Genomic DNA, 20,839 nt, shown 5'->3' with positions numbered 1-20,839 from the left:
CTTCCTCAGGTCTTGAGGGTCGCCTGAAAGATCCGCCGCACCGCCTTCGACATCCGCCGCACCTCGGCCTCGAGCGTGCGCAGGTCCGGGCAGTCCCCCGCCCGGCACACGAGATCGATCAGTCCGGACGGCGCCTCCTTCGGCTCGAACGGCCCGTCGATGCAGAGCCGGACGATCTGCGAAATCTCGGTGAACAGCCGCAGGGCCTCCGTGACCGTATCGAAATCGTTGGGATCCATCTGTCCCGGCGCGACGATGGCGAGCGCGTCCCTGGTCGCCATCGCTTTTTCCGGCTGCTCGGCGCCGCGCGCCGGCGCCACCAGCGCTAGGAACTGGGCGATGAACTCGAGGTCGATCAGGCCGCCGGGGATGAGCTTCAGGTCCCAGAGGTCCCGCGGCGGCTTCTCCGTCTCGATCAGCGCCCGCATCTCCACGACGTCCTTGGCAATGGCGGCGACGTCGCGCTTGCGGTCGAGGATGTGCCGGATCGTCGCCTCCGCCTCCTTGACCAGGCTTTCGTCGCCGCAGACGAGCCGCGCGCGCGTCAGCGCCATGTGCTCCCAGGTCCAGGCCTCCTCCTCCTGGTACTTGGCAAAGGCGGTGATGCGCGTGGCGACCGGGCCCTTGTTGCCCGAGGGGCGCAGGCGCATGTCCACCTCGTAGAGCACGCCCTCCGACGTCGGCGCCGAGAGCGCGGCGATCAGGCGCTGGGTCATCCGGGCGAAGTAGCGGGTGGCGTCGATCGGCTTCGGCCCGTCGGACTCCGCCGCAGTCCCCCCGTCATAGTCGTAGAGCAGGATCAGGTCGATGTCCGAGCCCGCCGTCAGCTCGAAGCTGCCGAGCTTGCCCATGCCGACGACCGCCACCCGGCCGCCCGCGAAGGTGCCGTGGGCGGCCTCGATCTCGCGCCGCACCGCCGCCAGGGCCGCCTCGACGATCAGGTCGGCGACGTGGGTGAAGGCGCGCGCGGCCCGGGCGCCGTTGATGGCGCCGGTCAGCAGTCGAATGCCGATCAGGAACCGCTGCTCGGCCGCGGTGATGCGCAGCCGGTCCAGCACCTCCTCGTAGTCGCGGGCGCCGGCGACGAAACCCGCGATGCGTTCGGCGAGATAGCTGCGGGTCGGCAATTCCGCCAAAAGGCTCGGATCGAGCATGCCGTCGAACACGTGCGGCCGCGCCGCGATGATCTCCGCCAGACGCGGCGCCGACGACATGACGTTGACGATCAGCGACAGCAGGCGCGGATTGCTGCCCAGCAGCGAAAAGAGCTGGATGCCCGCCGGCAGCCCCGACAGGAAATGGTCGAAGCGCAACAGCGCCTCGTCGGCGCGCTTGCTCTCGCCGAAGACGCGCAGCAGTTCCGGCGTCAGTTCGGTCAACCGCTCGCGCGCCTCCACCGATTGCGTGGCGCGGTAGCGGCCGTAATGCCAGGTGCGGATCGTCTGCGAGATCGTCTCGGGCCGCTCGAAACCGAGCTGCCGCAGCGTCTCGAGCGTGCCGGGATCGTCGCGCTGGCCGGTGAAGACGAGGTTTCCACCCTCGCTCGACAGCTTCGCCTCCTGCTCGAACAGCGCGCCATATCGGCGCTCGACCGTCTTCAGCGTGTCGACCAGCGCCGCGGAAAACGCGGCCGTGTCGGCAAAGCCCATCATGTAGGCGATGCGCTTGAGCTCGCTCTCGGTTTCCGGCAGCACATGCGACTGCTCGTCATGCACCATCTGCACCCGGTGCTCGACGTTGCGCAGGAACCAGTAGGCCGCGGTCAGTTCGGTGCAGGTTTCGGCGTCGATCCAGCCGGCATTGACGAGCTCCTTCAGCATCGGCTCGGTCGCACGCTGCCGCAGCGCCGGCATCCGGCCGCCGGCGATCAGTTGCTGGGTCTGCACGAAGAACTCGATCTCGCGGATGCCGCCGCGGCCGAGCTTGATGTTGTGGCCCTTGACCGCAATCTCGCCATGGCCCTTGTGGACGTGGATCTGGCGCTTGATCGAGTGGATGTCGGCGATGGCGGCATAGTCGAGATACTTGCGGAAGACGAACGGCGTCAGTTCGCGCAGGAACCCTTCGCCCGCCGCGGTATCGCCGGCAATCGCCTTGGCCTTGATGAAGGCGGCCCGCTCCCAGTTCTGGCCGCGGCTCTCGTAGTAGAGCATCGCCGCATCGACCGAGATCGCCAGCGGCGTCGCGCCGGGATCCGGGCGCAGCCGCAGGTCGGTGCGGAAGACATAGCCGTCGCCGGTGCGCTCCTGCAGGATCCGGATCAGCCGCCGCACCAGCCGGGTGAAGGTCTCCGTCGCCTCGCTGTGGTCGACGGCGATGTCGGCCTGCGGGTCGAAGAACACGACGAGATCGATGTCGGAGGAATAATTGAGCTCGCCCGCCCCGAGCTTGCCCATGCCGAGCACGATCACCCCGGACCCCTCGCTCGGCCGGCCGCTGTTCTTCAGCTTCAGCTTGCCGCTCGCCTCGGCCGACAGCAGCAGGTGATCCATCGCCGCCGAGACGGCCGCCTCGGCCAGGTCGCTGAGCAGGCGCGTCGTCTGCCGGCCGTCGACCAGGCCCGCCAGGTCGGCAATGGCGGTGAGGAAGGCGACCTTGCGCTTGGCCTGGCGCAGGCGCGTCATCAGCGCCCCCTCGCCGGCATCCTCGTGCAGCGCCGGGTCCCACGCCCGGCGGGTCTCGGCGATGGCATCCCGGACCTGCGGCAGAAGCGGCTCGCCGATCGCCGCCACCAGCAGTTCCGGCGCGATGCGCGCGGTGTCGCGCAGATAGGGCGAGAGCGAAAGGGCGGCGACGACGAAGTCCTTCAGCGGTCCCTCCGAGGCGAGCAGCGCCGCAATTCTGGCTTCGGCGCGCGCCATGTCCTTCAGGTCGGAGAGCGCGGATTTCGCCTCGCTCTGGCTCAGCGGCCGGATCGGGCACGTCTCGATCTCGCCAAGGCGCATGGTCTTGTCTGTGGTCACGGCTCTCCCCCTGGACACGCCGCAGGCGATGGCCCCGGATCGGGTCCGGGTGCAGGCGCGTTCCCGCTTTCGGTGTACCAGCCCGGGTCGAGGACGAAAACCCCGGCAGCACCAGTCCGCTCTCCGGCGCGAACCGCGCCGGCCCTCCGTTCAGGCGCCGTCCTTGCCGGCCGCGGCGGCCGGAAAACGCATCACCGCGGTCAGCCCGCGCTCGCCGCCCTCGGTTGTCGTCGGGCGCAGTTCGAGGCGGCCGTGGTGCACCTCCATCACCGCCTCGACCAGCGACAGGCCAAGGCCGGTTCCGGGCTTGCTGCGGCTCTCGTCAAGTCGGACGAAACGCTTGAGCACGTCGGCCCGATGCTGTGCCGGGATGCCCGGCCCGTTGTCCGAGATCGCGACGATGGCACCCTCGCCCTCCCGGGCGAGCCGGACCTCGATGCGGGCATCCTCCACGCCCTCGGCATACTTGATTGCGTTGTCGAGCAGGTTTCCGAGCGCCTGGCCGATCAGTTCGCGGTTGCCGGTCACCGTGATTGCCGGGGCAATCGCCGAGGTCACCGCGAGCCCGGCGTCCTCGGCCGCGGGCTCGTAGAGTTCGACGCAGTCGGCCACGCTCTGGCTGAGGTCGACCGGCGCCATCTCGGCCACCGCCGAGCCCGCCTCGACCCGCGAGATCATCAGCAGCGCGTTGAAGGTGCGGATCAGCTGGTCAGACTCGGCAATGATCTCCGACAGCGCCTCGCGGTGGTCCGCGGTGTTCGCACTGGCCGCGAGGGCGGCTTCCGCCTTGTTGCGCAGGCGCGTCAGCGGCGTCTTCAGGTCGTGGGCGATGTTGTCGGACACCTGCCGCAGGCCCTCGTTGAGCTTCTCGATCCGCTCCAGCATGGCGTTCAGCGATTCCGACAACCGGTCGAACTCGTCGCCCGATCCGCCGATCGGCAGGCGCTGGCCGAGATCGCCGTCCATGATGCGCTGGCTGGCGTGCGACATCCGGTCCATGCGCTTCAGCGCATTGCGGCCGATCAGGTACCAGATCGCCAGCGCCCCGATGCCCATGATCCCGAGCGCGACCACCAGCGCCTGCCGGACCAGGCCGCGGAAGCTGTCCGGCTCGCCGAGGTCGCGGCCGACGAGGATGCGCAGGCCGTTGTCGAGGACGAACACCTCGGCGCGCGCCGCGCGCCGCTGCGAGCTGTTCTCGTCCTGGAAGCGCTGGTAGCGGAAGGGCGTCTGCGTCCAGCCGTCACTGTCCATCACGCCCGGCTGCAGCGATAGCACGTTGCCGGCGAGGATTTCGCCCGCCGGGCTGGCGATGACATAGAGGTTGGCGCCCGGCTGGCGCGCGCGGCGCTCCAGCGTCCTCAAAAGGCCGTTCATGCCGTTGGCGGCGTACATCTGCCGGATTTCGGCGACCTCCACCGAAACCGTCTCGTGCATCTGCCGCTCCAGATAGCCCTGCGCCAGCGAGGTGACGTAGAAGACCAGGAACGCGGCGCAGACGGCAAACAGGAGCAGGTACAGGGCGGAGAGGCGAACCGCGGTCGTCCGGAACAGGGTGACGATACCGGAGGACATTCAGGCGGAGACCTCGTCCTTGATCATGTAGCCGGCGCCGCGCACGGTGCGCAAAAGCGGCTGCTCGAAGTCCTTTTCGATCTTCGAGCGCAGTCTGGAGACGTGCACGTCGATGACATTGGTCTGCGGGTCGAAGTGGTAGTCCCAGACGTTCTCCAGCAGCATCGTGCGGGTGACGACCTGGCCGGCGTTCTTCATCAGGTATTCCAGGAGCCGGAACTCGCGCGGCTGCAGCAGGATCTCCTTGCCGCCGCGGCGGACGACGTGGGCGAGCCGGTCGAGTTCGAGATCGCCGACGCGATAGGTCATGTCCTCGGGCGTACCCTTGCGGCGGCCGAGCACCTCGACGCGCGCCAGCAGCTCGCTGAAGGCATAGGGTTTTGGCAGATAGTCGTCGCCGCCGGCGCGCAGGCCGGTGACCCGGTCGTCGACCTGGCCGAGCGCGGACAGGATCAGCGCCGGCGTGTGAATGCCCTTCGCCCGCAGCTCGGAGATCAGCGACAGCCCATCCCGGCGCGGCAGCATCCTGTCGACGACGAGAACGTCGTAGGCGTTCTCGCTCGCCAGGAACAGGCCGCTGTCGCCGTCGCTCGCGTGATCGGTGACGATGCCGGCCTCGCGAAACGCCTTCGAAAGATAGGCGGCGGCGTCCAGATCGTCTTCAACAACCAGTATCTTCATGGCGGGACCTTACACATGTTGCCGCGGTGTTGAACAGTCCGGCCCGGGCGGGCGCGAGATGCGCGAACGCCGCGAAATCTTGCGATTCCGCGGCGTACCGGATCGAACTGTGCGGGTTAGCCCTGATCGATCGGCAGGGCAAGGAAGCGGCTGCCGTCATCGGTCTCGACCTGGAACAGCGCCTTGGAACGGCCGTTCTTGCGCGCCGCGTCGATGACCTTGGTGATGTCTTCCGCCGACTTGACGTCCTGGTTGTTGACCGAGGTGATCCGGTCGCCTTCCTTCAGGCCGCGGTCGCTGGCGTCGGAGTCCGGATCGACCTGGGCCACCGTGACGCCGTTGCCGTCTTCGGCCGGGCTGACGGAGATCCCGAGATCGGCGAGCTCCTCGTCGCCGATCTCCGGCTCCTGCAGCTCTTCCGGCGCCGTGGCCTGCTGATCGGCCTCGAGCTTGGCGATGGTCACCTTGACCGTCTCGGACTTGCCGTTGCGCCAGACCGACAGGTCGACGTCCGTGCCCGGCTCGATCGCGGCAACGCGCTTGGCGAGGTCACGCGGGTCCTTGACGGTGTCGCCGTCAAGCGCGGTGATCACGTCGCCCTGCTTGATGCCGGCCTTTTCGCCGGGCGAGCCTTCCTGCGGCTCGACAACCAGCGCGCCCCGGTCCTCGGCCAGGCCGAGGGATTCGGCAATGTCCTTGGTCACCGGCTGGATCTGCACGCCGAGCCAGCCGCGTTCGACCGAGCCGTCCTTCATCAGGTCGGCGACGACGTCCTTGGCGACGGAGGCGGGGATGGCGAAGGCAATGCCGACATTGCCGCCGGAGGGCGAGAAGATCGCCGTGTTGATGCCGACGACCTGGCCGTCGAGGTTGAACGCCGGCCCGCCGGAATTGCCGCGGTTCACCGCCGCGTCGATCTGCAGGTAGTCGTCATAGGGGCCAGAACCGATGTTGCGACCGCGCGCCGAGATGATGCCGGCGGTGACGGTGCCGCCGAGACCGAAGGGGTTGCCGACCGCAACCACCCAGTCGCCGACCCGAACCTTGCTGTCGTCGGCGAAGCTGACATAGGTGAACTTGCGGTTCTCCTTGTTGTCGATCTTCAGCACGGCGAGATCGGTGCGGCTGTCCTTGCCGATCAGCTTGGCGTCGAGTTCGGTGCCGTCATTCATGATGACGGTAAAGGCGGCGCCATCGTCGACGACGTGGTTGTTGGTGACGATGAAGCCGTCCTCGGAAATGATGAAGCCGGAGCCCTGGGACGACGGGCGCAGGTGGCCCTTGCGCTTGCCGCCATGGCGCTCGCCGAACTGGCGCCTGCCGTGATCGCCGCGGAAGTCGTCCTTGCCGCCGAATTCGCGGAAGAAGCGCTTCAGCGGGTGATCGTCGGGCAGGTCGTCGAAACCGCGGCCGCCGAAGTTGAAGCTGAAGCTGCCGTCGTCGTCGACCGGCTTGACGTCGGACTGGACGCGGACCGAAACGACCGCCGGGGAGACCGCGTCGACCACGTCGCCGAAGCTTGCAACCTGGGGCGAGGTGACCTTGACCGGTTCGGCGAAGGACTGCGCGACCTGCGCCGGGATGCCGGTCGCCAGCATGACTGCGGCAAGGCCCGCAACGGTCGAGGTCTTCAGCACCGTCTTGAGCGAGGGGCGGAGGGAGTTTTGCGTTAGCATCGCGTCTGCCTTTTCTGTCTGTGGCTCGAATGAAATCGATGCTCCACAGATAGGGTCCCAAACATTACGGCACACTGTCCGCGACATGAAATTTTGGTAATGTTGGGCAAGCCCCTGAAAACGGTCCGCTTTCTAGCCGCGGCCTTCGTCCGTTCCGGCCTGGTCCGCATTGACGATCCGCTCGAGCATCGCCCGCTCTTCCGGCGACAGCGGAGCCCCGGTCGCCTGGCCCTTGCGGCGTCGCACGAACAGCGCCATCGCAGCGGCGCCGCCGAGGAACAGCACCAGCGGCGCGCCCCACAGCAACAGCGTCTCGGCCTTCAGTCGCGGCTTCAGCAGCACGAACTCGCCATAGCGCGACACGACATAGTCGATCACCGCCTCGTCGCTGTCACCGCTTTCGATGCGCTCGCGCACCAGCAGGCGCAAGTCGCGCGCCAGCTCGGCGTTGGAATCGTCGATCGACTGGTTCTGGCAGACCATGCAGCGCAGCTGCGCCGACAGCGCACGGGCGCGCGCCTCGAGCGCCGGGTCAGCCAGCACCTCGTCCGGGTTCACCGCCAGCGCCGGGCCGGCGCTGAGGGCCACGATCGCCGCAAGGATCAGCCGGCGCATCATTCCGCCGCCTCCAGCGCCGCCGCAGGCGTGGCCTTGCGCGCGCGCTGCGGCGCGCCGATGCGCAGCCGCCGGTCGGACAGCGAAACGACGCCGCCCACCGCCATCAGGATCGTACCGAGCCAGATGCAGAGGATCATCGGCTTCCACCAGATGCGCACGACGATGCCGCCCTCGCCGATCGGATCGCCGAGCGAGACATAGAGTTGGCTGAGACCGAAGGTGCGGATGCCCGCCTCCGTCGTCGGCATGCGGCGCGCGGTGTAGAGCCGCTTCGAGGAGAAGACCTCGGTCACCTCGACGCCGCCGCGGGCGACGGTGAAATGCCCGCTCTCCTCGGTGTAGTTCGGGCCCCGCCCCTGCCGCATGCCGTCGAAGGTCAGCGTGAAGCCGCCCGCCTCGACGGTCGTGCCCGGCTTCATCTCGACGACGTGCTCGGTCTCGAAGGCGGTGACGGCGATGATGCCGATCACGGTGACGCCGAGGCCGAAATGGGCGAGCGCCGTGCCGAAGGCCGACCGCGGCAGCCCGGCCAGCCGCCTGGCGGCCACGCGCGCGCCCACCTTGCCGATGCCCGCGCGCAGCCAGAGGTCGGTGACGGCGCCGGCCACCATGTAGAAGCCGAGCGCCAGGCCGAAATAGGCCAGCACCGCGCCGCCGTGATGCGCCCATTGCACCAGCGCGGCAATCACGAGGCCGACGCCCGCCGCGGCGAACAGCCGCTGCGCGGCCGCCAGCAGGTCGCCGCGCTTCCAGGCGAGCAGCGGCCCGAACGGCACCGCCAGCAGCAACGGCACCATCAGCAAGCCGAAGGTCAGGTTGAAGAACGGCGCGCCGACCGAAATCTTCTCGCCGGTCAGCGCCTCCAGCACCAGCGGATAGAGCGTACCGGTCAGGACGGTGGCGGCCGCCGTCGTCAGGATCAGGTTGTTGAAGACCAGCGCACCCTCGCGCGAGATCGGCGCGAACAGGCCGCCCGCCTTCAGCATCGGCGCCCGGAACGCAAACAGCGACAACGCGCCGCCGATGAACAACACGAGGATTCCGAGGATGAACACGCCGCGGGTCGGGTCGGTCGCAAAGGCATGCACCGACGTCAGCACGCCGGAACGCACCAGGAAGGTTCCGAGCAGCGACAGCGAAAAGGTCAGGATCGCCAGCAGCACGGTCCAGATCTTCAGCGCCTCGCGCTTCTCCATCACCAGCGCCGAATGCAGCAGCGCGGTGCCGGCGAGCCACGGCATGAACGACGAGTTCTCCACCGGATCCCAGAACCACCAGCCCCCCCAGCCCAGCTCGTAATAGGCCCAGTAGGAGCCGATGGCGATGCCGGCCGTCAGGAAGCTCCACGCCGCCAGCGCCCAGGGCCGCACCCAGCGCGCCCATGCCGCGTCGATACGGCCGTCGATCAGGGCGGCGACCGCAAACGAGAAACAGACGGAAAAGCCGACATAGCCGAGGTAGAGCATCGGCGGGTGGGTCGCGAGCCCGATGTCCTGCAGCACCGGATTGAGGTCCTTGCCTTCGCCCGGGGCCGGGTCGAGGCGCAGGAAGGGATTGGACGTCAAGAGAATGAAGAGGGTGAAGGCGGCGGTGATCCAGCCCTGGACCACCAGCACGTTCGCCTTGAGCCGCTCGGGCAGGTTGCCGCCGAACGTCGCCACCAGCCCGCTGAAGAGGGCCAAGATGAGCAGCCACAGCATCATCGAGCCCTCGTGGTTCCCCCACACGCCCGAGACCTTGTAGATCATCGGCTTCATCGAATGGGAGTTCTGCCAGACATTGACCACAGAGAAGTCGGAGGTGACATAGGCGAAGGTCAGGACCGAAAACGAGAAGACGGTCAGCACGAGGCCCGCCATCGCCGCCGGCGGCGCCACCGCCATCAGCGCCGGATCGTTGCGCAGCGTGCCCGCCAGCGGCAGCAGCGACTGGATGATCGCGGTTGCCAGCACCAGCACCAGCGCGTAGTGGCCGAGTTCGATGATCACCGGATCGTCTCCTTGCCGCTCAATTTCACGCCCTGCTCCTGCAGCCGGTCGGCGACGTCCTTGGGCATGTAGGTCTCGTCGTGCTTGGCAAGCACGGTGTCCGCCACGAAGACCTCGCTTCCGGCGACGAACGCGCCCTCGGCGACGACCCCCTGCCCCTCCCGGAACAGGTCCGGCAGGATGCCGGTGTAGCTCACCGGCACCGTGCCGATCGTGTCGGTGACGACGAAGGACACGGTCGATCCCTCGCCGCGCCTGACCGAATCGACCTCGACGAGGCCACCCAGCCGGATGCGCGTGCCGGGCGGCACGTCGGTCGTCTGAAGATCGCCGGGGACGTAGAAATAGGCGATCGACTGGCTGAAGGCGAACATCACGAGCAGGACCGCCGCCAGCAGGAAGCCGACACCCCCGCCGATGACGGCCAGGCGCTTCTGTTTTCGTGTCATGGACCGCCACCTTCAGTCGTTATCGCAAGCTCGCCGGCCAGCGCCAGCAACTGCCTGCCGTTCTCGCTATCGGGCGGGAAGCGCGTCAGCGCCGTGCGTAGCGCTTCCTTGGCCGCGTCCCTCTGATCCAGCACCACGTAGGACCGGATGATGCGCATCCATCCCTCGAAATTGTCGGGGTCGTCCTTCAGCTTGCCGGCGAGGCTCTCCACCATGCCGGCGATCATCTGCCGTCGGCTGTCCGCGTCAAGGTCGGCCGCGGCGGCGACGTCCTCGGCCGTCGGCCCCGTTGGCGCCGGTGGCGATGCCCCGTCGGACAGCGCGGCGATGTGACGGTTGACCAGCGGCAGCCACGGCGCGTCGGCGGGCGAATCCTTGGCGAGGGCCTCATAGGCCGCCCGGGCCGCGTCGCGCCTGCCCTCCTGTTCCAGCGCCAGCGCGAGATAGAAGCGCGTGCGCGGGTTGTTGGCCGCCAGCGCCTGCGACTGCTGCAACAGTTCGCGGGCGTCCTTGGTGACGATCCCGTCGGCAAGGGCAATCAGCGTCTCGGCATAGCCGTCAAGGCGCTCCGGCGTGCTGCCGAGCACGCGGATCGCCTCGCGGAAGGCGTTCGCCGCGTCCTCGAGTCGGCCGCTGCGAAAATAGATCGGCGCCAGCAGGTCCCAGCCGGCCCCGTCGTCCGGGTTTTCGGCCAGGTGCCGCTCGGCCTTGGCGATCAGGATGTTGACGTCGTTGCCCGGCTGGGCCAGCCGGGCGGCGAGCGGTCGGGCGGGAAGGTCGGGCTGGCCGCTCGCAAGGTAGAGACCGAGCCCGGTGGCGGGAAGAAGAACGATGACCACCGCCTGCGCGAGCCGGTTGCGCCGCCGGGAGACGGCCGGGCTCGCCTTCGCCTCGCGGGCCTTGGCGGCGATGAGGCGGCGCGCCACCTCGGCGCGCGCCAGCTCGGCCTCGTCCTCGCTGATCAACCCGCCGGCGGCGTCGCGCGCCAATTCGTCGAGCTGGTCGCGGTAGACCTCGGCGTCATGGGCATCGGCGACATCGACAGCCCGCCCGGCACGCAGCAGCGGCAGCAGCAGGACGACCGCGACGGCAGCGGTCATGACGGCGACAAGGATCCAGAAAACCATGCCGCTCAATTAATCGAACGGCCGCGCTTTTCCAAATGCAAAACGGGGTGTCACAAACGTTTGAGGCGTTTCGCCGCAAGCGGCGATGTGGCCGCGCGTCAGCTCAGCGGCGTCCAGGTACCGGCCGCGGTGCGGCAGGCGGCGCCGCGGCTGACGGTCTCGCGTCCGCCCGCCGTCAGCGTGTGGCTGTACTGCCGGCAGTTCTGCGAACCGACCTGATAGGGTGCCGCCGCGACCACCGACCCCTGGACGTTGCGCCCTTGCCAGGTGACCGGCTGGCCGCCGGGGGCGGCCTCGAGCGCGCGGTATTCGGCCTCGAGTGCGCGCTGCCGGTCGGCCGCCGACAGGTCGACGCCCTTGGCGCGGGACACCAGTCCGCCCTGCAGCGCGGAGATGTAGGCTTCCGAGGACACCGCGGCGCCGGCAGCGGCGTTCGCCGTGGCCGTGGTCCGGCCCGTCGTCGCGCCGCACCCGGCAAGACCGATCGAAGCGACCACCACCGGAACGGCGACAACACGCGATCTCATGCTCATCCGGTAAGTCCGCTTCATTTCACGCCTTTTCTGGCTGGTGGCTGTGTTGCTGGTCCGCCGGTGGTCGCGCGGCGGCGCGCCTATCTTGCACTGTCTGCCCTGTCAGGCAACATCCTTTGCCACCGCGGGCAGCACCAGTTGCGCCAGCAGCCCGCCGCCCCGCCCTCGGGACAAGGTGAGCGTTCCCTGATACTCGGCGGTGATTTCCCGCACGATCGAGAGGCCGAGGCCGGTGCCCGGCTTGCTCTCGTCCAGTCGTTTTCCGCGCTTCAGCGCCTCCTGGATCTCGTCCGGGTCGAGGCCCGGCCCGTCGTCTTCCACCTCCAGCACGATCCAGCGCCTGCGCTGGGCATCGCCGAGCTGGCCCTCGTCCGCGGCCAAGCCTGCGCGAATCGCAACGTTGCTATGCGCATAGCGCGCAGCGTTTTCCAGGAGATTGCCGACGATCTCCTCGACGTCCTGCTGCTCCATCGCCATCATCAGGTCTTCGGGCTCGATCGCCAGCGAGAATTCGATCTCGGCGTTCAGGCGCCGCATCACCCGCGCCAGCCGCTGCAGGACCGGCGCCGCCTCCGTGCGGGCCAGCACCGATTCCCTCTGGGCGGCGATGCGGGCGCGATTGAGATAGGACTGCACCTGGCTCTGCATGGCTTCCGCCTGGTTGCGCACCAGTTCGCCATGCGGCGCGACGAGCACGCGCGCCTCGTTCAGCAGCACCGCGATCGGCGTCTTCAGCGAATGGGCGAGGTTGCCGACCTGCATGCGCGCCCGCTCGATGATGCGGCGGTTGCTGTCGAGCAGGGCGTTGACCTCGCTCGCCAGCGGCTGGATCTCGCGCGGGAACACGCCGGCGAGCCGTTCGGCCTGGCCGGCGCGGATCTGCTCGAGCGACTTGCGCACGTGGTCAAGCGGCTGGAGGCCGATCAGGATCGCCATGGCGTTGATCAGCAGGCTGCCCAGGCCGAAGCCCGCCAGCGCGAGGTAGAGGTTGCGGGAAAACAGACTGATGTCGCCCTCGAGCACGTTGCGGTTGCCGACGACGCGGAACCGCGCCGTGCGGCCGTCCTGGTCCAGCACCACCTCGGTTTCGACCACCTCGACCGTGTTCCCGAAGGTGTCCTCGGTCGTGTAGTAGCGCTCATAGCGCGTGTCGAAGGGAATCGTCTCGGTCGGCGGGATCGGCACGCTGCCATAACCGAGCGAGGTGGAGGACATCGGCTCGCTCGGGAAATTGTCGCCGATCGGCTCGACGATCCAGTACCAGCCGGTCTGCGGCTGCGAGAACCGCAGGTCGCCCAGTTGCGGGGTCCCGGTCAGCTGGAAGGTCTCGTCGATCGAGACCGAGTTGATGACGTTGTTCAACTGCGCGCGCAGCAGGTCGCGGTAGCTGGCCTCGGCGCTGCGCCGGTAGAGCGCCGAAATCACCAGCGCGATCACCACCAGCGCCAGCATCGACCACAGCGAGGCAAGCAGCAGCACGCGGAAGGTAAGCGAGCGCGCGCCGCTTTTTGCCTTAGCGGCCATCGGTCGGAGCTTGCATGCGATAGCCGAGGCCGCGCACCGTCTCGATCAGGTCCACCCCGATCTTCTTGCGCAGCCGGCCGACGAAGACCTCGATGGTGTTGCTGTCGCGGTCGAAGTCCTGGTCGTACATGTGCTCGACCAGCTCGGTGCGCGAGACCACCTGGCCCATGTGGTGCATCAGGTAGGAGAGCAGCCGGTACTCGTGCGAGGTCAGCTTCAGCGCCGCGCCGTCGACGGTCGCCTTGGAGCCCTTGGTGTCCAGCCGCACCGGGCCGCAGACGATTTCGGAGCTGGCATGGCCGGCGGCGCGGCGGATCAGCGCCCGGATGCGCGCCAGCACCTCCTCGACGTGGAACGGTTTGGCCACGTAGTCGTCGGCGCCGGCATCGATGCCCGCGACCTTGTCGCTCCAGCGGTCGCGCGCCGTCAGCAGCAGCACCGGCATGCGCTTGCCGTCGGCGCGCCATTTCTCCAATACCGTGATGCCGTCCATTTCCGGCAGGCCGATGTCGAGGATCACCGCATCGTAGGGCTCGGCGTCGCCGAGATAGTGCCCTTCCTCGCCGTCATACGCCTGGTCGACCACATAGCCGGCCTCCTTCAGCGCCTCGGCGAGTTGGCGGTTGAGGTTGTCGTCGTCCTCGACAACGAGAATGCGCATGTTCGGCTTCCCTTCTTCAGCCGGTCGGCGACGCACGCGCCGGCCCGCCCGGTCATTCCATCGGCACCCGCACGGTGATCTTGCGCGGACGCGCACTTCCCTTGCCGGGCACCAGAACGGTGACCACACATACACCATTCCGCGGCTGCGCCGATAGCAGTTCGCCGCCCGTTTCGGCGACGACCTGGCGCGCGGCTTCGCTGCAGTCGGCCGCCACCAGCAGGACGTCCGGCAGGCGTTCCGCCGCCGGCGGGGCGAGTGCCGTCAGGCCGGCCGCCGCCGCGGCGATGAGGAAGGGCGAGGTCATGGACACACTTTCATGGCAGTAACAATGTGGCGCCAGAATTAACGCACCGACGCTGAATGGCAAATGAATGTCAGGATCATTTCCCCCGGTTTGCGCGCCGGTCGCGCGAAGGCCTCAGCGCAGCCGCCGCCGCGCCGCCAGGCGCCCCGCCACCGCGACGAGGCCGCCCGCCGCGGCCAGCAGCGCCGTCACCTTGTCGGCGAGCTCGGCCTGCTCGGCGCCGGAGATGTCGAAGCCGGCAAGGTTGGCGACGGAGGCCGCGATCGCGAGCACGCCGCCCCACACGGTTTTCGACCGGTACCAGGCCTTGATGTCGGCATTCATGGAACGCTCCTTTCGGCTCAGAGTGAAATGGTCTTTTCGGCGGCGATGCCCTCCCGCACGGCGAGCCCGAGCTGCCGGACGCGGATGGTGATGGCCGGTTGCGCCGCCCCGAAATCGGCGATCTCCTCGCCCGCCGCATAGTCGAACGAGGGCGCGGCGGTCTCCACCGAGCGGACCACCGCGCCGCCCGAGAGGATGTCGAGGCGGTACGCCTCCGACGGCTCGTCGAGCGGGATGTCGAAGCCGTCCCAGCCGTCGGCATCGCGGCGCGCGCGCCGTGTCCAGCAGAAGCGGATGCCGCCGCCTGCGAGCCGTTCGCCGCGCAGGTGCACCGGCGCGATCGGGGTGCGGGCGCGCAGTCCGCCGGCAAAGGCGATCGGCCCCGCGGCCGCGGCGGTCCCGCGCGCCTCGACGATGAAATTGAGGCTGCGGCCGGCTTCGTCCGCCGACAGCGACAGCGGCCGCACCGCCCCGTCCAGAAGCACGGCGGCGCTGCCGGCGGGATGGCCCTCCGCCATCGCCCGCTCGCTGCCGGCAAGGCCGCGCAGCAGGCCGTCCAGCCGCCAGCGGCGCTGTGCCACCTCCTCGGCCGCAAGAAAGCCGAGCACCTCCCAGCGCCCCGACGGCGATGCCACCGCCAGCCGGTTTTCGCCGGCAAGCACGGCGTCGCGCGACCGCGCCGACAGGCTGCCGAACGGCAGATCCAGCTCGACCGCATGGGCGTGGTCGAAGCGGCCCCAGACGCCCGGCTCAAGGCCGGCCGTCAACGCGCCGATCCGCGCCGGCCGCTCCAGCCGCACACGCGGCGCGTAGCCGTCGGTTCCCGGCGAGGACGACACCAGCATCGGCCGCCACGGCCGCGCATAGCCCGCCACGCGCGCGAAACTCGCCTCCGGGCCGGCCTCGAAGCAGGGCAGGTCGAGGAACCGCACCTCGGGCATGAACGCCGCGGCCTCCAGCCCCACACCGGCCCGGCCCGGCCGCCCGGCCGGCGGCGGCACGCCCACGTCGCCGCCGGCAAAACTGCGCGCCTCGATCTCGCGCACCGGCCCCTCGCCCACCCGCGTTACCAGGAAGCGGCCGGCCGGCCCGTCCGCCAGCCGGACCACGTCGCCCGGCACGACCGCCAGCGCCGTCGGCGGCAGCCGGAACGTCAGCCGGCGCAGGCCGGCGCGATGGTCGCGCAGCATCGCCTCGACCGCCCCGGCGGCGCCCGCCGTATGCAGCACGGCCGGCAGCGACAGCCGCAACGCCCGCTCGGTCTGCGCCGTCACCCGCCGCGACCGGGCGGTGACGCGCTGGTAGGCGCCGGTGTCGGCAAAGTGGTCGAGCACGGCCTCGCCCGCGAACTCGCTGCCGTGACCGCGCACCTCCTCGAAGGCGGCCTCGTCCGGCCGCTCGGCCACGACGTCGATCACGGCCTCCGGCAGCGCCGCGCGCAGCCGCGAGCGGAATAGAAGCGTGCCGCCATCCTCGACGGCGTCGACCTGGAACGCCGCCAGCAGCGGCTCGAGCAGGCTGCGGGCCGAGCCCGGCTCGGCCTGCACGAAGCCGGTGAGGTCGCCGCTCACCATCGACACGTCGACCGCGTCGACGCCGTGATCGCGCAGGATCGCCGCGATCGTGACGGCGACGGTGGTGGCGCCCAGCCGGCCGTTGAGCCAGTGGCCGAGCTGCCAGTTGTGCCCGTCGGCCCAGAGCCGCTCGTTCTCGGGAAAGGCCGGATAGGGCCGTGCGTCCCAGGCCCAGCAGAAGATGTGGTCCGGATCGACCATGCCCGGTTCCGGCCCGCTGCCCTGCCACCAGCCGAGATGGGCGTCGAGGAAGCGCCGCTGCAGCGCATCCGCCCGCCCGCCGGCGGAAAAGAAGGGCAGTGCGCTCTCGGCGCTCTTCGGGTCGACAAAGACGTTCGGCTGGTTCGCGCCCTTGTCGACGGCCGGGCAGCCGAGCTCGGTGAACCAGATCGGCTTCGACCGCGGCAGCCAGCCGGTGGGGGCCGGCTGCTCGGCGCCGCCGAGGCGGGGGTGGTGCAGGTTCGCCCACCAGCCGGCTAGGTCCTTGTAGCGGTAGAGCCAGTTGCGGCCGGCCAGGCCGTCGGCGATCGGCGTGCGCACCCGGCCGGCCCGGTCCTGCGCGCTGGCGTAGTACCAGTCGAAGCCCTCGCCGGCGGCGATCGTGGCGCGCATCGCCGGCTCGTCGTCGGCCACGCGGAACCCGTCGGGGCTGCCGGCCAGCGCATCGCCGTCGCGCCAGTCCGACAGCGGCATGTAGTTGTCGATGCCGACCGCATCGATGGCCGGCGCGGCCCAGAGCGGGTCGAGGTTGAAATGCACCTCGCCGCTGCCGTCGGCCGGGTGATAGCCGAAATACTCGCTCCAGTCGGCGCCATAGGTCAGCTTCGTGTCCGGCCCGACGATGGCGCGCACGTCGACGGCCAGCCGGCACAGCGCCTCGACGAAGGGAAAGCTCCCGGCCCCGTCGCGCACCTGCGTCAGCCCGCGCTGTTCCGAGCCGATGATGAAGCCGTCGACGCCGCCCGCCGCCTGCGCCAGATGGGCATAGTGCAGCACCATCCGCCGGTAGCCCTCGTCCGCCGCGCTGGAGACGACCGATGTCGCGGACACGGCGAAGTCGGCGGCCTCGGCCGCGCCGCAGAACGCCGCGAGCTGGACCCGTGCCGCGTCGGTCCGGTCGGCGCTCCCCGGCTGTCCCGCCGCCGGGTGGCAGGTGATCCGCCCGCGCCAGGGATAGGGCGCCTGCGCCGGACCGCCATAGGGATCCGGCAGGCCGTTGTCCGCCGGCACGTCCATCAGCACGAACGGATAGAGATGGACCGCAAGCCCGCGCGCCTTCAGGTCGGCGATCGCCGCCAGCACGCTCGCGTCGGACGGCGTGCCGCCATAGGCGGGCCCGCCGCCGCTGCGGCTGACGAGGTGGGCGTCGGCGCGGGCGATCCCGCTTACCCGCCAGGGCCGGCTCTCGTCGGCGCGCGCGGCCACCTCCACCCCCGGCACGACGCGGCACTGCCCCGCCCGCAGGTCGGTGCCGAACCAGGCGAGGACGAGCGCGACGCGGGCCAGGCCCGGGCACAGCGCCTGCAATTCGTCGATCGAGGCCGTCCAGTCGGTGGCGGCGACGCGGTTGTTGCGGTTGATGTTGCGCCCCTCGCCGACGCCGGTGCGCTCGGTGACCGGCCGCGGGTCGTAGCCGTGCTCGCTGGAACCCGGGATGATCGTCACCGCGCGGATGCGGCGCTCCAGCGTTCCGGTCGGCCGCAGGACCTCGAACTGCAGGATCGGGATGCGGTTGCCAAAGCCGTCGAGCGGCAGCCGCTCGAACACCGCATAGGCCAGCCCGCGATAGGCGGGCGTGTTGCCGGCGCCCTGCTTCGCCTCGATCAGCGGGTCGGGCAGCTGGCCCTCCTCGCCGCGGTGGATACGCATCGGCAGCTCCGCCAGGTCGAGCTCACGGCCGTCGGCCCAGACGCGGCGGACACCGGCGATCGGCCCCTCGCAGATGCCGACGGCGATATTGGCGAAGTAGCTGTAGGTCTCGACCCGCGGCCCCGTCGCCTTGCCGCCGGCGCGCTCCGAGGTCACCTCCTCCTCGAAGCGGGTCGCCCAGATCAGCGTGCCGCCGACGCGGGCGGTGCCGTAGACACGGGCGATGCCGGCGCCCTCGTCGGCCCCGGGAATGCGCGCATCCTGCAGCCGCGCGCCGGTCACGGTCGGCGAACCGCCGAGCAGCGCCCGGTCGACCGCCGATCCCGCCAGCGCCCCGATCGCCCGCCCGGCCGCCGCGCCGAACGGGCCGAACAGGCCGCCGAGCGCCGCGCCGGCCGCCTGGAAAAGAATTGTCGCCATGGGTGTGTCCGTCAGATCGTCGCAGGAAAGCGGAAGGCGGCGCAGACGCGCCGGCGCCAGGCCGGCACCAGTGCGGACTCGATCACCGCCGCCTGCTCATAGGCGTGGATGAAGCGCTCCGGACCGCTGAGGATGCCGAGATGCTTGGCCGCGCAGCCGGGCCGCCAGCGAAACAGCAGCACGTCGCCGGGCCGGAGGCCCTCCCGCGGCAGCGCGGGCCCGAAATGCCGCAACGCCGCGGCCAGCAGCCGGTCCTCGCCGCCCCGGTCGGCCCAGTCGGGCTGGTAGGGTCCGGGCGCCTCGGGCTCGCGGCCATAGAGCTCGCGCCAGACGCCGCGCACCAGCCCGAGGCAGTCGCAGCCGACGCCCCTGCGGCTGGCCTGGTGGCGGTAGGGCGTGCCGATCCAGCCGCGCGCGGCCGCCACGACCCTCGGTCCGATGCCATCTTCAGTCATGGAGCGGCCTGCCGTCGTGCACCGTGTCGCCGTCGGCATAGCCATAGGCGAAATCGCTGCCCGGCATGTGCGGGAAGCCGCGGAAGTTCAGCTGGTTGCCGAATTTTTCCGTGCAGGTGCCGAAGCTCTTGTCGCAGCCGGCGACGATGGTGAAGCGGTCGCCCGCGACGACGGCAAGGGGCATCGGCAGCCACAGCGTCAGTTCCACCGCTCCGCCGTCCTTGCGGTGGTCCTCGATGTCGGCCGCGAGGCCCGCATTGGCCCCGTCGGCAAAGCGCAGCACCCCGTGGCGGAAGAACCGCGCCGGCTGGCCGCCGAGCCCGGTCACGCGCAGCCGCCGCTCGTCGACGACCGCCGCCACCGTGCCTACGGCCTGCAACGCGCTTTGGTCGAGATCGACGCCACAGCGCCCGTCGCCCAGCGTCGCGTCGCAGCGATGGCCATAGATGCGGCCCTTGACCTGGTCGAGGGCGTGGGTCAGCCGCCGCAGCTCCGCGCGGAAGGCATCGCCCGCCCGGCTCACCTCGCCGACCTCGCCGACGCGCAGCAACATGCGCCGCGCCGGATCCTGCCAGTCGACGAGGAACACCTCGACCCGCGCGCCGTCATAGCGTCCGGCCGCAAGGTCGGCGGCGCTGATCGCCTCGGAGGAAAAGCCGCCGGCGATCTCGCTCGCCTCGGCCGCAAGCCCCGCGCCGGTCTCCGCGTCGCTCGCCTGGAAACCGCTTGCGGCGCGGTAGGTCAGCCCGTCAAAGGAGAGGTCGCGGTCGTGCTCGGTCAGGCCCAGCACCACCGCGTCCTTGCGCGTCACCCGCCAGCACTGGCAGACGGTCGTGGCATCGCCCTGCAGGTGGGCGGCAAGGTCGGCCGGGATCGTTCTCATGGCAGGATCTCCACCAGCGGGACCGAGGGGATCCGGCCGGCATCGAACTGCGCCAGGTCGATGTCGATGCGGTCGGTGTCGAACCGCACGGGCACGTCGAAGGTGAAGCCGGCCCGCACCTCCTGCCCCTCACCGGGGATGGCGCCGGGCACGAAGGTGACGATCCCCCGCGCATGGTCGACGGCGTAGTCGGCCGCCGGAACGATGGCTCCCGCCACCGCGACGGCGACGCTTCCCTCGACCGGCTTTGCGATCGCGCGCGTGGTGGCGCCGCCGGCGTCCCGATATGTCTTGGTCAGCTGGAAGCCGGCCGTCGCCCCGTCGCCGATGCCGATGGGCTGGTCATGGGCGGCAACCGCTTCGCCCGGGCCGCAGGAGGCGTGGTCGACCGGATCGCGGAAGCGGAAGCCGTGCAACTGCCCGGCGCGCGCCTCGAAGAAGGCGAGCACGGCATAGAGATCCGCGATCGAGCGCACCCCCGACCCGGCGTCATAGTGCCGCCTGGCGTCGTGCCAGCGACGGTTGCGGTTCTCCCGCCCGTTGGACAGGGTGACGATGTCGGTGCGCCGCACCGGGCCGCCGCTGGTGCCGAGCGCGATCCGCAAGGGAAAGCGCACCTCGTGGAAACCGGTCATGGCGTTCCCCTCAAAGGCCGCGCTGGCCGCGCCCGACCGCGCGCGTCAGCATGGCCGCGACCTGGCCCTGCGAACGGGTGAAGCTCGCCGCGTCGGCCGCGGTGACGTTGAAGGTGATGTGCGTCGCCCCGCCGCTGGCGGCCGCCGCAACCCCGAGCGCCCCGTCCGGGCCGCGCTGCAGCGGCAGGATCGCCTCGGCGCCGGCCTCGCCCATGAGGCCCAGGCCGCCGCCGCTGGCAAAATAGGTCGGCGCCGCCACCACGCCGCCCTTGGCAAAGGGCGTCGCCGCGCCGGCGAGGCCGGAAAGCGCGGAGCCGAGCAGCCCCTGCAGCGGCTTCAGCCCGGCGGCGAGCCCGATGTCGCTGATCCGCAACGCCAGCCCCTTCAGCACCTGCTCGAGGCCGCGGCCGTCGACCACCGCCGACCGCAGCGCGCTCGAAAGCGCCTCGCCGAAGGCGCGCGAACGCCCCTCCAGGTCTGCGAACACCGCGTGCAGCGCCTCGGCGCCCTCGACCGTTTCGGCCAGCGGCCGAGCGTCCGTTTCCGTCATCCTCATCGCTCCGTGAAGACTGAAAAA

At 70.1% G+C, this 20,839-nt stretch carries 18 protein-coding genes; all 18 read right to left on the bottom strand.

What is annotated here, in order from left to right:
• Positions 1–5 precede the first annotated feature (5 nt).
• Complete coding sequence (locus ACXAGF_RS05835) at positions 6–2,945, bottom strand: bifunctional [glutamine synthetase] adenylyltransferase/[glutamine synthetase]-adenylyl-L-tyrosine phosphorylase (RefSeq protein WP_475019220.1); 2,940 nt, start codon at positions 2,943–2,945, stop codon at positions 6–8.
• Between the two features lie 168 nt (positions 2,946–3,113).
• Positions 3,114–4,538, bottom strand: a complete 1,425-nt coding sequence (locus ACXAGF_RS05830; protein WP_475015193.1) for a sensor histidine kinase — start codon at positions 4,536–4,538, stop codon at positions 3,114–3,116.
• Positions 4,539–5,219, bottom strand: coding sequence for a response regulator transcription factor (locus ACXAGF_RS05825; RefSeq protein ID WP_475015191.1), 681 nt, complete (start codon positions 5,217–5,219; stop codon positions 4,539–4,541).
• A 116-nt stretch (positions 5,220–5,335) separates the two neighbouring features.
• A complete protein-coding gene (locus ACXAGF_RS05820) occupies positions 5,336–6,895 on the bottom strand; it encodes a Do family serine endopeptidase (protein WP_475015190.1) in 1,560 nt (519 codons plus the stop codon).
• Positions 6,896–7,027: 132 nt separating this feature from the next.
• A complete protein-coding gene (locus ACXAGF_RS05815) occupies positions 7,028–7,513 on the bottom strand; it encodes a cytochrome c-type biogenesis protein (protein ID WP_475015189.1) in 486 nt (161 codons plus the stop codon).
• Positions 7,510–9,501, bottom strand: a complete 1,992-nt coding sequence (locus ACXAGF_RS05810) for a heme lyase CcmF/NrfE family subunit (RefSeq protein WP_475015187.1) — start codon at positions 9,499–9,501, stop codon at positions 7,510–7,512. The genes ACXAGF_RS05815 and ACXAGF_RS05810 overlap by 4 nt, the downstream gene beginning before the upstream one ends.
• Positions 9,498–9,950 carry a cytochrome c maturation protein CcmE gene (gene ccmE / locus ACXAGF_RS05805; RefSeq protein ID WP_475015186.1) on the bottom strand — a complete coding sequence of 151 codons (453 nt, stop codon included), beginning with the start codon at positions 9,948–9,950 and terminating at the stop codon, positions 9,498–9,500. The genes ACXAGF_RS05810 and ccmE overlap by 4 nt, the downstream gene beginning before the upstream one ends.
• On the bottom strand, positions 9,947–11,077 hold the full coding sequence (gene ccmI / locus ACXAGF_RS05800) for a c-type cytochrome biogenesis protein CcmI (protein ID WP_475015184.1): 1,131 nt from the start codon (positions 11,075–11,077) through the stop codon (positions 9,947–9,949). Before ccmI ends, ccmE begins: the two co-directional genes overlap by 4 nt.
• 98 nt (positions 11,078–11,175) lie before the next feature.
• Complete coding sequence (locus ACXAGF_RS05795; RefSeq protein WP_475015183.1) at positions 11,176–11,628, bottom strand: hypothetical protein; 453 nt, start codon at positions 11,626–11,628, stop codon at positions 11,176–11,178.
• 84 nt (positions 11,629–11,712) lie between these two features.
• A complete protein-coding gene (locus ACXAGF_RS05790) occupies positions 11,713–13,134 on the bottom strand; it encodes a sensor histidine kinase (protein ID WP_475015181.1) in 1,422 nt (473 codons plus the stop codon).
• The gene (gene feuP / locus ACXAGF_RS05785) at positions 13,124–13,795 is read right to left on the bottom strand and encodes a two-component system response regulator FeuP (RefSeq protein WP_475015180.1); all 672 of its coding nucleotides are present in this window, start codon (positions 13,793–13,795) and stop codon (positions 13,124–13,126) included. Before feuP ends, ACXAGF_RS05790 begins: the two co-directional genes overlap by 11 nt.
• Positions 13,796–13,847: 52 nt before the next feature.
• Positions 13,848–14,102, bottom strand: a complete 255-nt coding sequence (locus tag ACXAGF_RS05780) for a hypothetical protein (RefSeq protein ID WP_475015178.1) — start codon at positions 14,100–14,102, stop codon at positions 13,848–13,850.
• Positions 14,103–14,216: 114 nt separating this feature from the next.
• Positions 14,217–14,426 (bottom strand): hypothetical protein, encoded by a 210-nt coding sequence (locus ACXAGF_RS05775; protein ID WP_475015176.1) that lies wholly within the window; start codon positions 14,424–14,426, stop codon positions 14,217–14,219.
• Between the two features lie 17 nt (positions 14,427–14,443).
• Positions 14,444–18,289: a baseplate multidomain protein megatron gene (locus tag ACXAGF_RS05770; RefSeq protein ID WP_475015173.1), complete on the bottom strand. Its 3,846-nt coding sequence runs from the start codon at positions 18,287–18,289 to the stop codon at positions 14,444–14,446.
• Positions 18,290–18,300: 11 nt separating this feature from the next.
• The gene (locus ACXAGF_RS05765; protein ID WP_475015171.1) at positions 18,301–18,744 is read right to left on the bottom strand and encodes an NlpC/P60 family protein; all 444 of its coding nucleotides are present in this window, start codon (positions 18,742–18,744) and stop codon (positions 18,301–18,303) included.
• A complete protein-coding gene (locus ACXAGF_RS05760; RefSeq protein WP_475015168.1) occupies positions 18,737–19,627 on the bottom strand; it encodes a DUF2163 domain-containing protein in 891 nt (296 codons plus the stop codon). The genes ACXAGF_RS05765 and ACXAGF_RS05760 overlap by 8 nt, the downstream gene beginning before the upstream one ends.
• Complete coding sequence (locus ACXAGF_RS05755) at positions 19,624–20,262, bottom strand: phage distal tail protein, Rcc01695 family (RefSeq protein WP_475015166.1); 639 nt, start codon at positions 20,260–20,262, stop codon at positions 19,624–19,626. Before ACXAGF_RS05755 ends, ACXAGF_RS05760 begins: the two co-directional genes overlap by 4 nt.
• Before the next feature lie 10 nt (positions 20,263–20,272).
• On the bottom strand, positions 20,273–20,812 hold the full coding sequence (locus tag ACXAGF_RS05750) for a phage tail tape measure protein (protein ID WP_475015164.1): 540 nt from the start codon (positions 20,810–20,812) through the stop codon (positions 20,273–20,275).
• Positions 20,813–20,839 lie beyond the last annotated feature (27 nt).

The sequence above is a fragment of the Mycoplana sp. ABR4_002 genome (genome assembly GCF_056159645.1).
The sequence above is the reverse complement of the archived record's forward strand: the minus strand, read 5'-3'. Positions and strand labels throughout refer to the sequence as shown.

What these genes read in the sequence shown, in the direction of transcription:
- ACXAGF_RS05835 (WP_475019220.1), bottom strand. Translation starts at nt 2,945, where the DNA reads ATGCGCCTTGGCGAGATCGAGACGTGCCCGATCCGGCCGCTGAGCCAG.
- ACXAGF_RS05830 (WP_475015193.1), bottom strand. Translation starts at nt 4,538, where the DNA reads ATGTCCTCCGGTATCGTCACCCTGTTCCGGACGACCGCGGTTCGCCTC.
- ACXAGF_RS05825 (WP_475015191.1), bottom strand. Translation starts at nt 5,219, where the DNA reads ATGAAGATACTGGTTGTTGAAGACGATCTGGACGCCGCCGCCTATCTT.
- ACXAGF_RS05820 (WP_475015190.1), bottom strand. Translation starts at nt 6,895, where the DNA reads ATGCTAACGCAAAACTCCCTCCGCCCCTCGCTCAAGACGGTGCTGAAG.
- ACXAGF_RS05815 (WP_475015189.1), bottom strand. Translation starts at nt 7,513, where the DNA reads ATGATGCGCCGGCTGATCCTTGCGGCGATCGTGGCCCTCAGCGCCGGC.
- ccmE (WP_475015186.1), bottom strand. Translation starts at nt 9,950, where the DNA reads ATGACACGAAAACAGAAGCGCCTGGCCGTCATCGGCGGGGGTGTCGGC.
- ccmI (WP_475015184.1), bottom strand. Translation starts at nt 11,077, where the DNA reads ATGGTTTTCTGGATCCTTGTCGCCGTCATGACCGCTGCCGTCGCGGTC.
- ACXAGF_RS05795 (WP_475015183.1), bottom strand. Translation starts at nt 11,628, where the DNA reads ATGAAGCGGACTTACCGGATGAGCATGAGATCGCGTGTTGTCGCCGTT.
- ACXAGF_RS05790 (WP_475015181.1), bottom strand. Translation starts at nt 13,134, where the DNA reads ATGGCCGCTAAGGCAAAAAGCGGCGCGCGCTCGCTTACCTTCCGCGTG.
- feuP (WP_475015180.1), bottom strand. Translation starts at nt 13,795, where the DNA reads ATGCGCATTCTCGTTGTCGAGGACGACGACAACCTCAACCGCCAACTC.
- ACXAGF_RS05780 (WP_475015178.1), bottom strand. Translation starts at nt 14,102, where the DNA reads ATGACCTCGCCCTTCCTCATCGCCGCGGCGGCGGCCGGCCTGACGGCA.
- ACXAGF_RS05775 (WP_475015176.1), bottom strand. Translation starts at nt 14,426, where the DNA reads ATGAATGCCGACATCAAGGCCTGGTACCGGTCGAAAACCGTGTGGGGC.
- ACXAGF_RS05770 (WP_475015173.1), bottom strand. Translation starts at nt 18,289, where the DNA reads ATGGCGACAATTCTTTTCCAGGCGGCCGGCGCGGCGCTCGGCGGCCTG.
- ACXAGF_RS05765 (WP_475015171.1), bottom strand. Translation starts at nt 18,744, where the DNA reads ATGACTGAAGATGGCATCGGACCGAGGGTCGTGGCGGCCGCGCGCGGC.
- ACXAGF_RS05760 (WP_475015168.1), bottom strand. Translation starts at nt 19,627, where the DNA reads ATGAGAACGATCCCGGCCGACCTTGCCGCCCACCTGCAGGGCGATGCC.
- ACXAGF_RS05755 (WP_475015166.1), bottom strand. Translation starts at nt 20,262, where the DNA reads ATGACCGGTTTCCACGAGGTGCGCTTTCCCTTGCGGATCGCGCTCGGC.
- ACXAGF_RS05750 (WP_475015164.1), bottom strand. Translation starts at nt 20,812, where the DNA reads ATGACGGAAACGGACGCTCGGCCGCTGGCCGAAACGGTCGAGGGCGCC.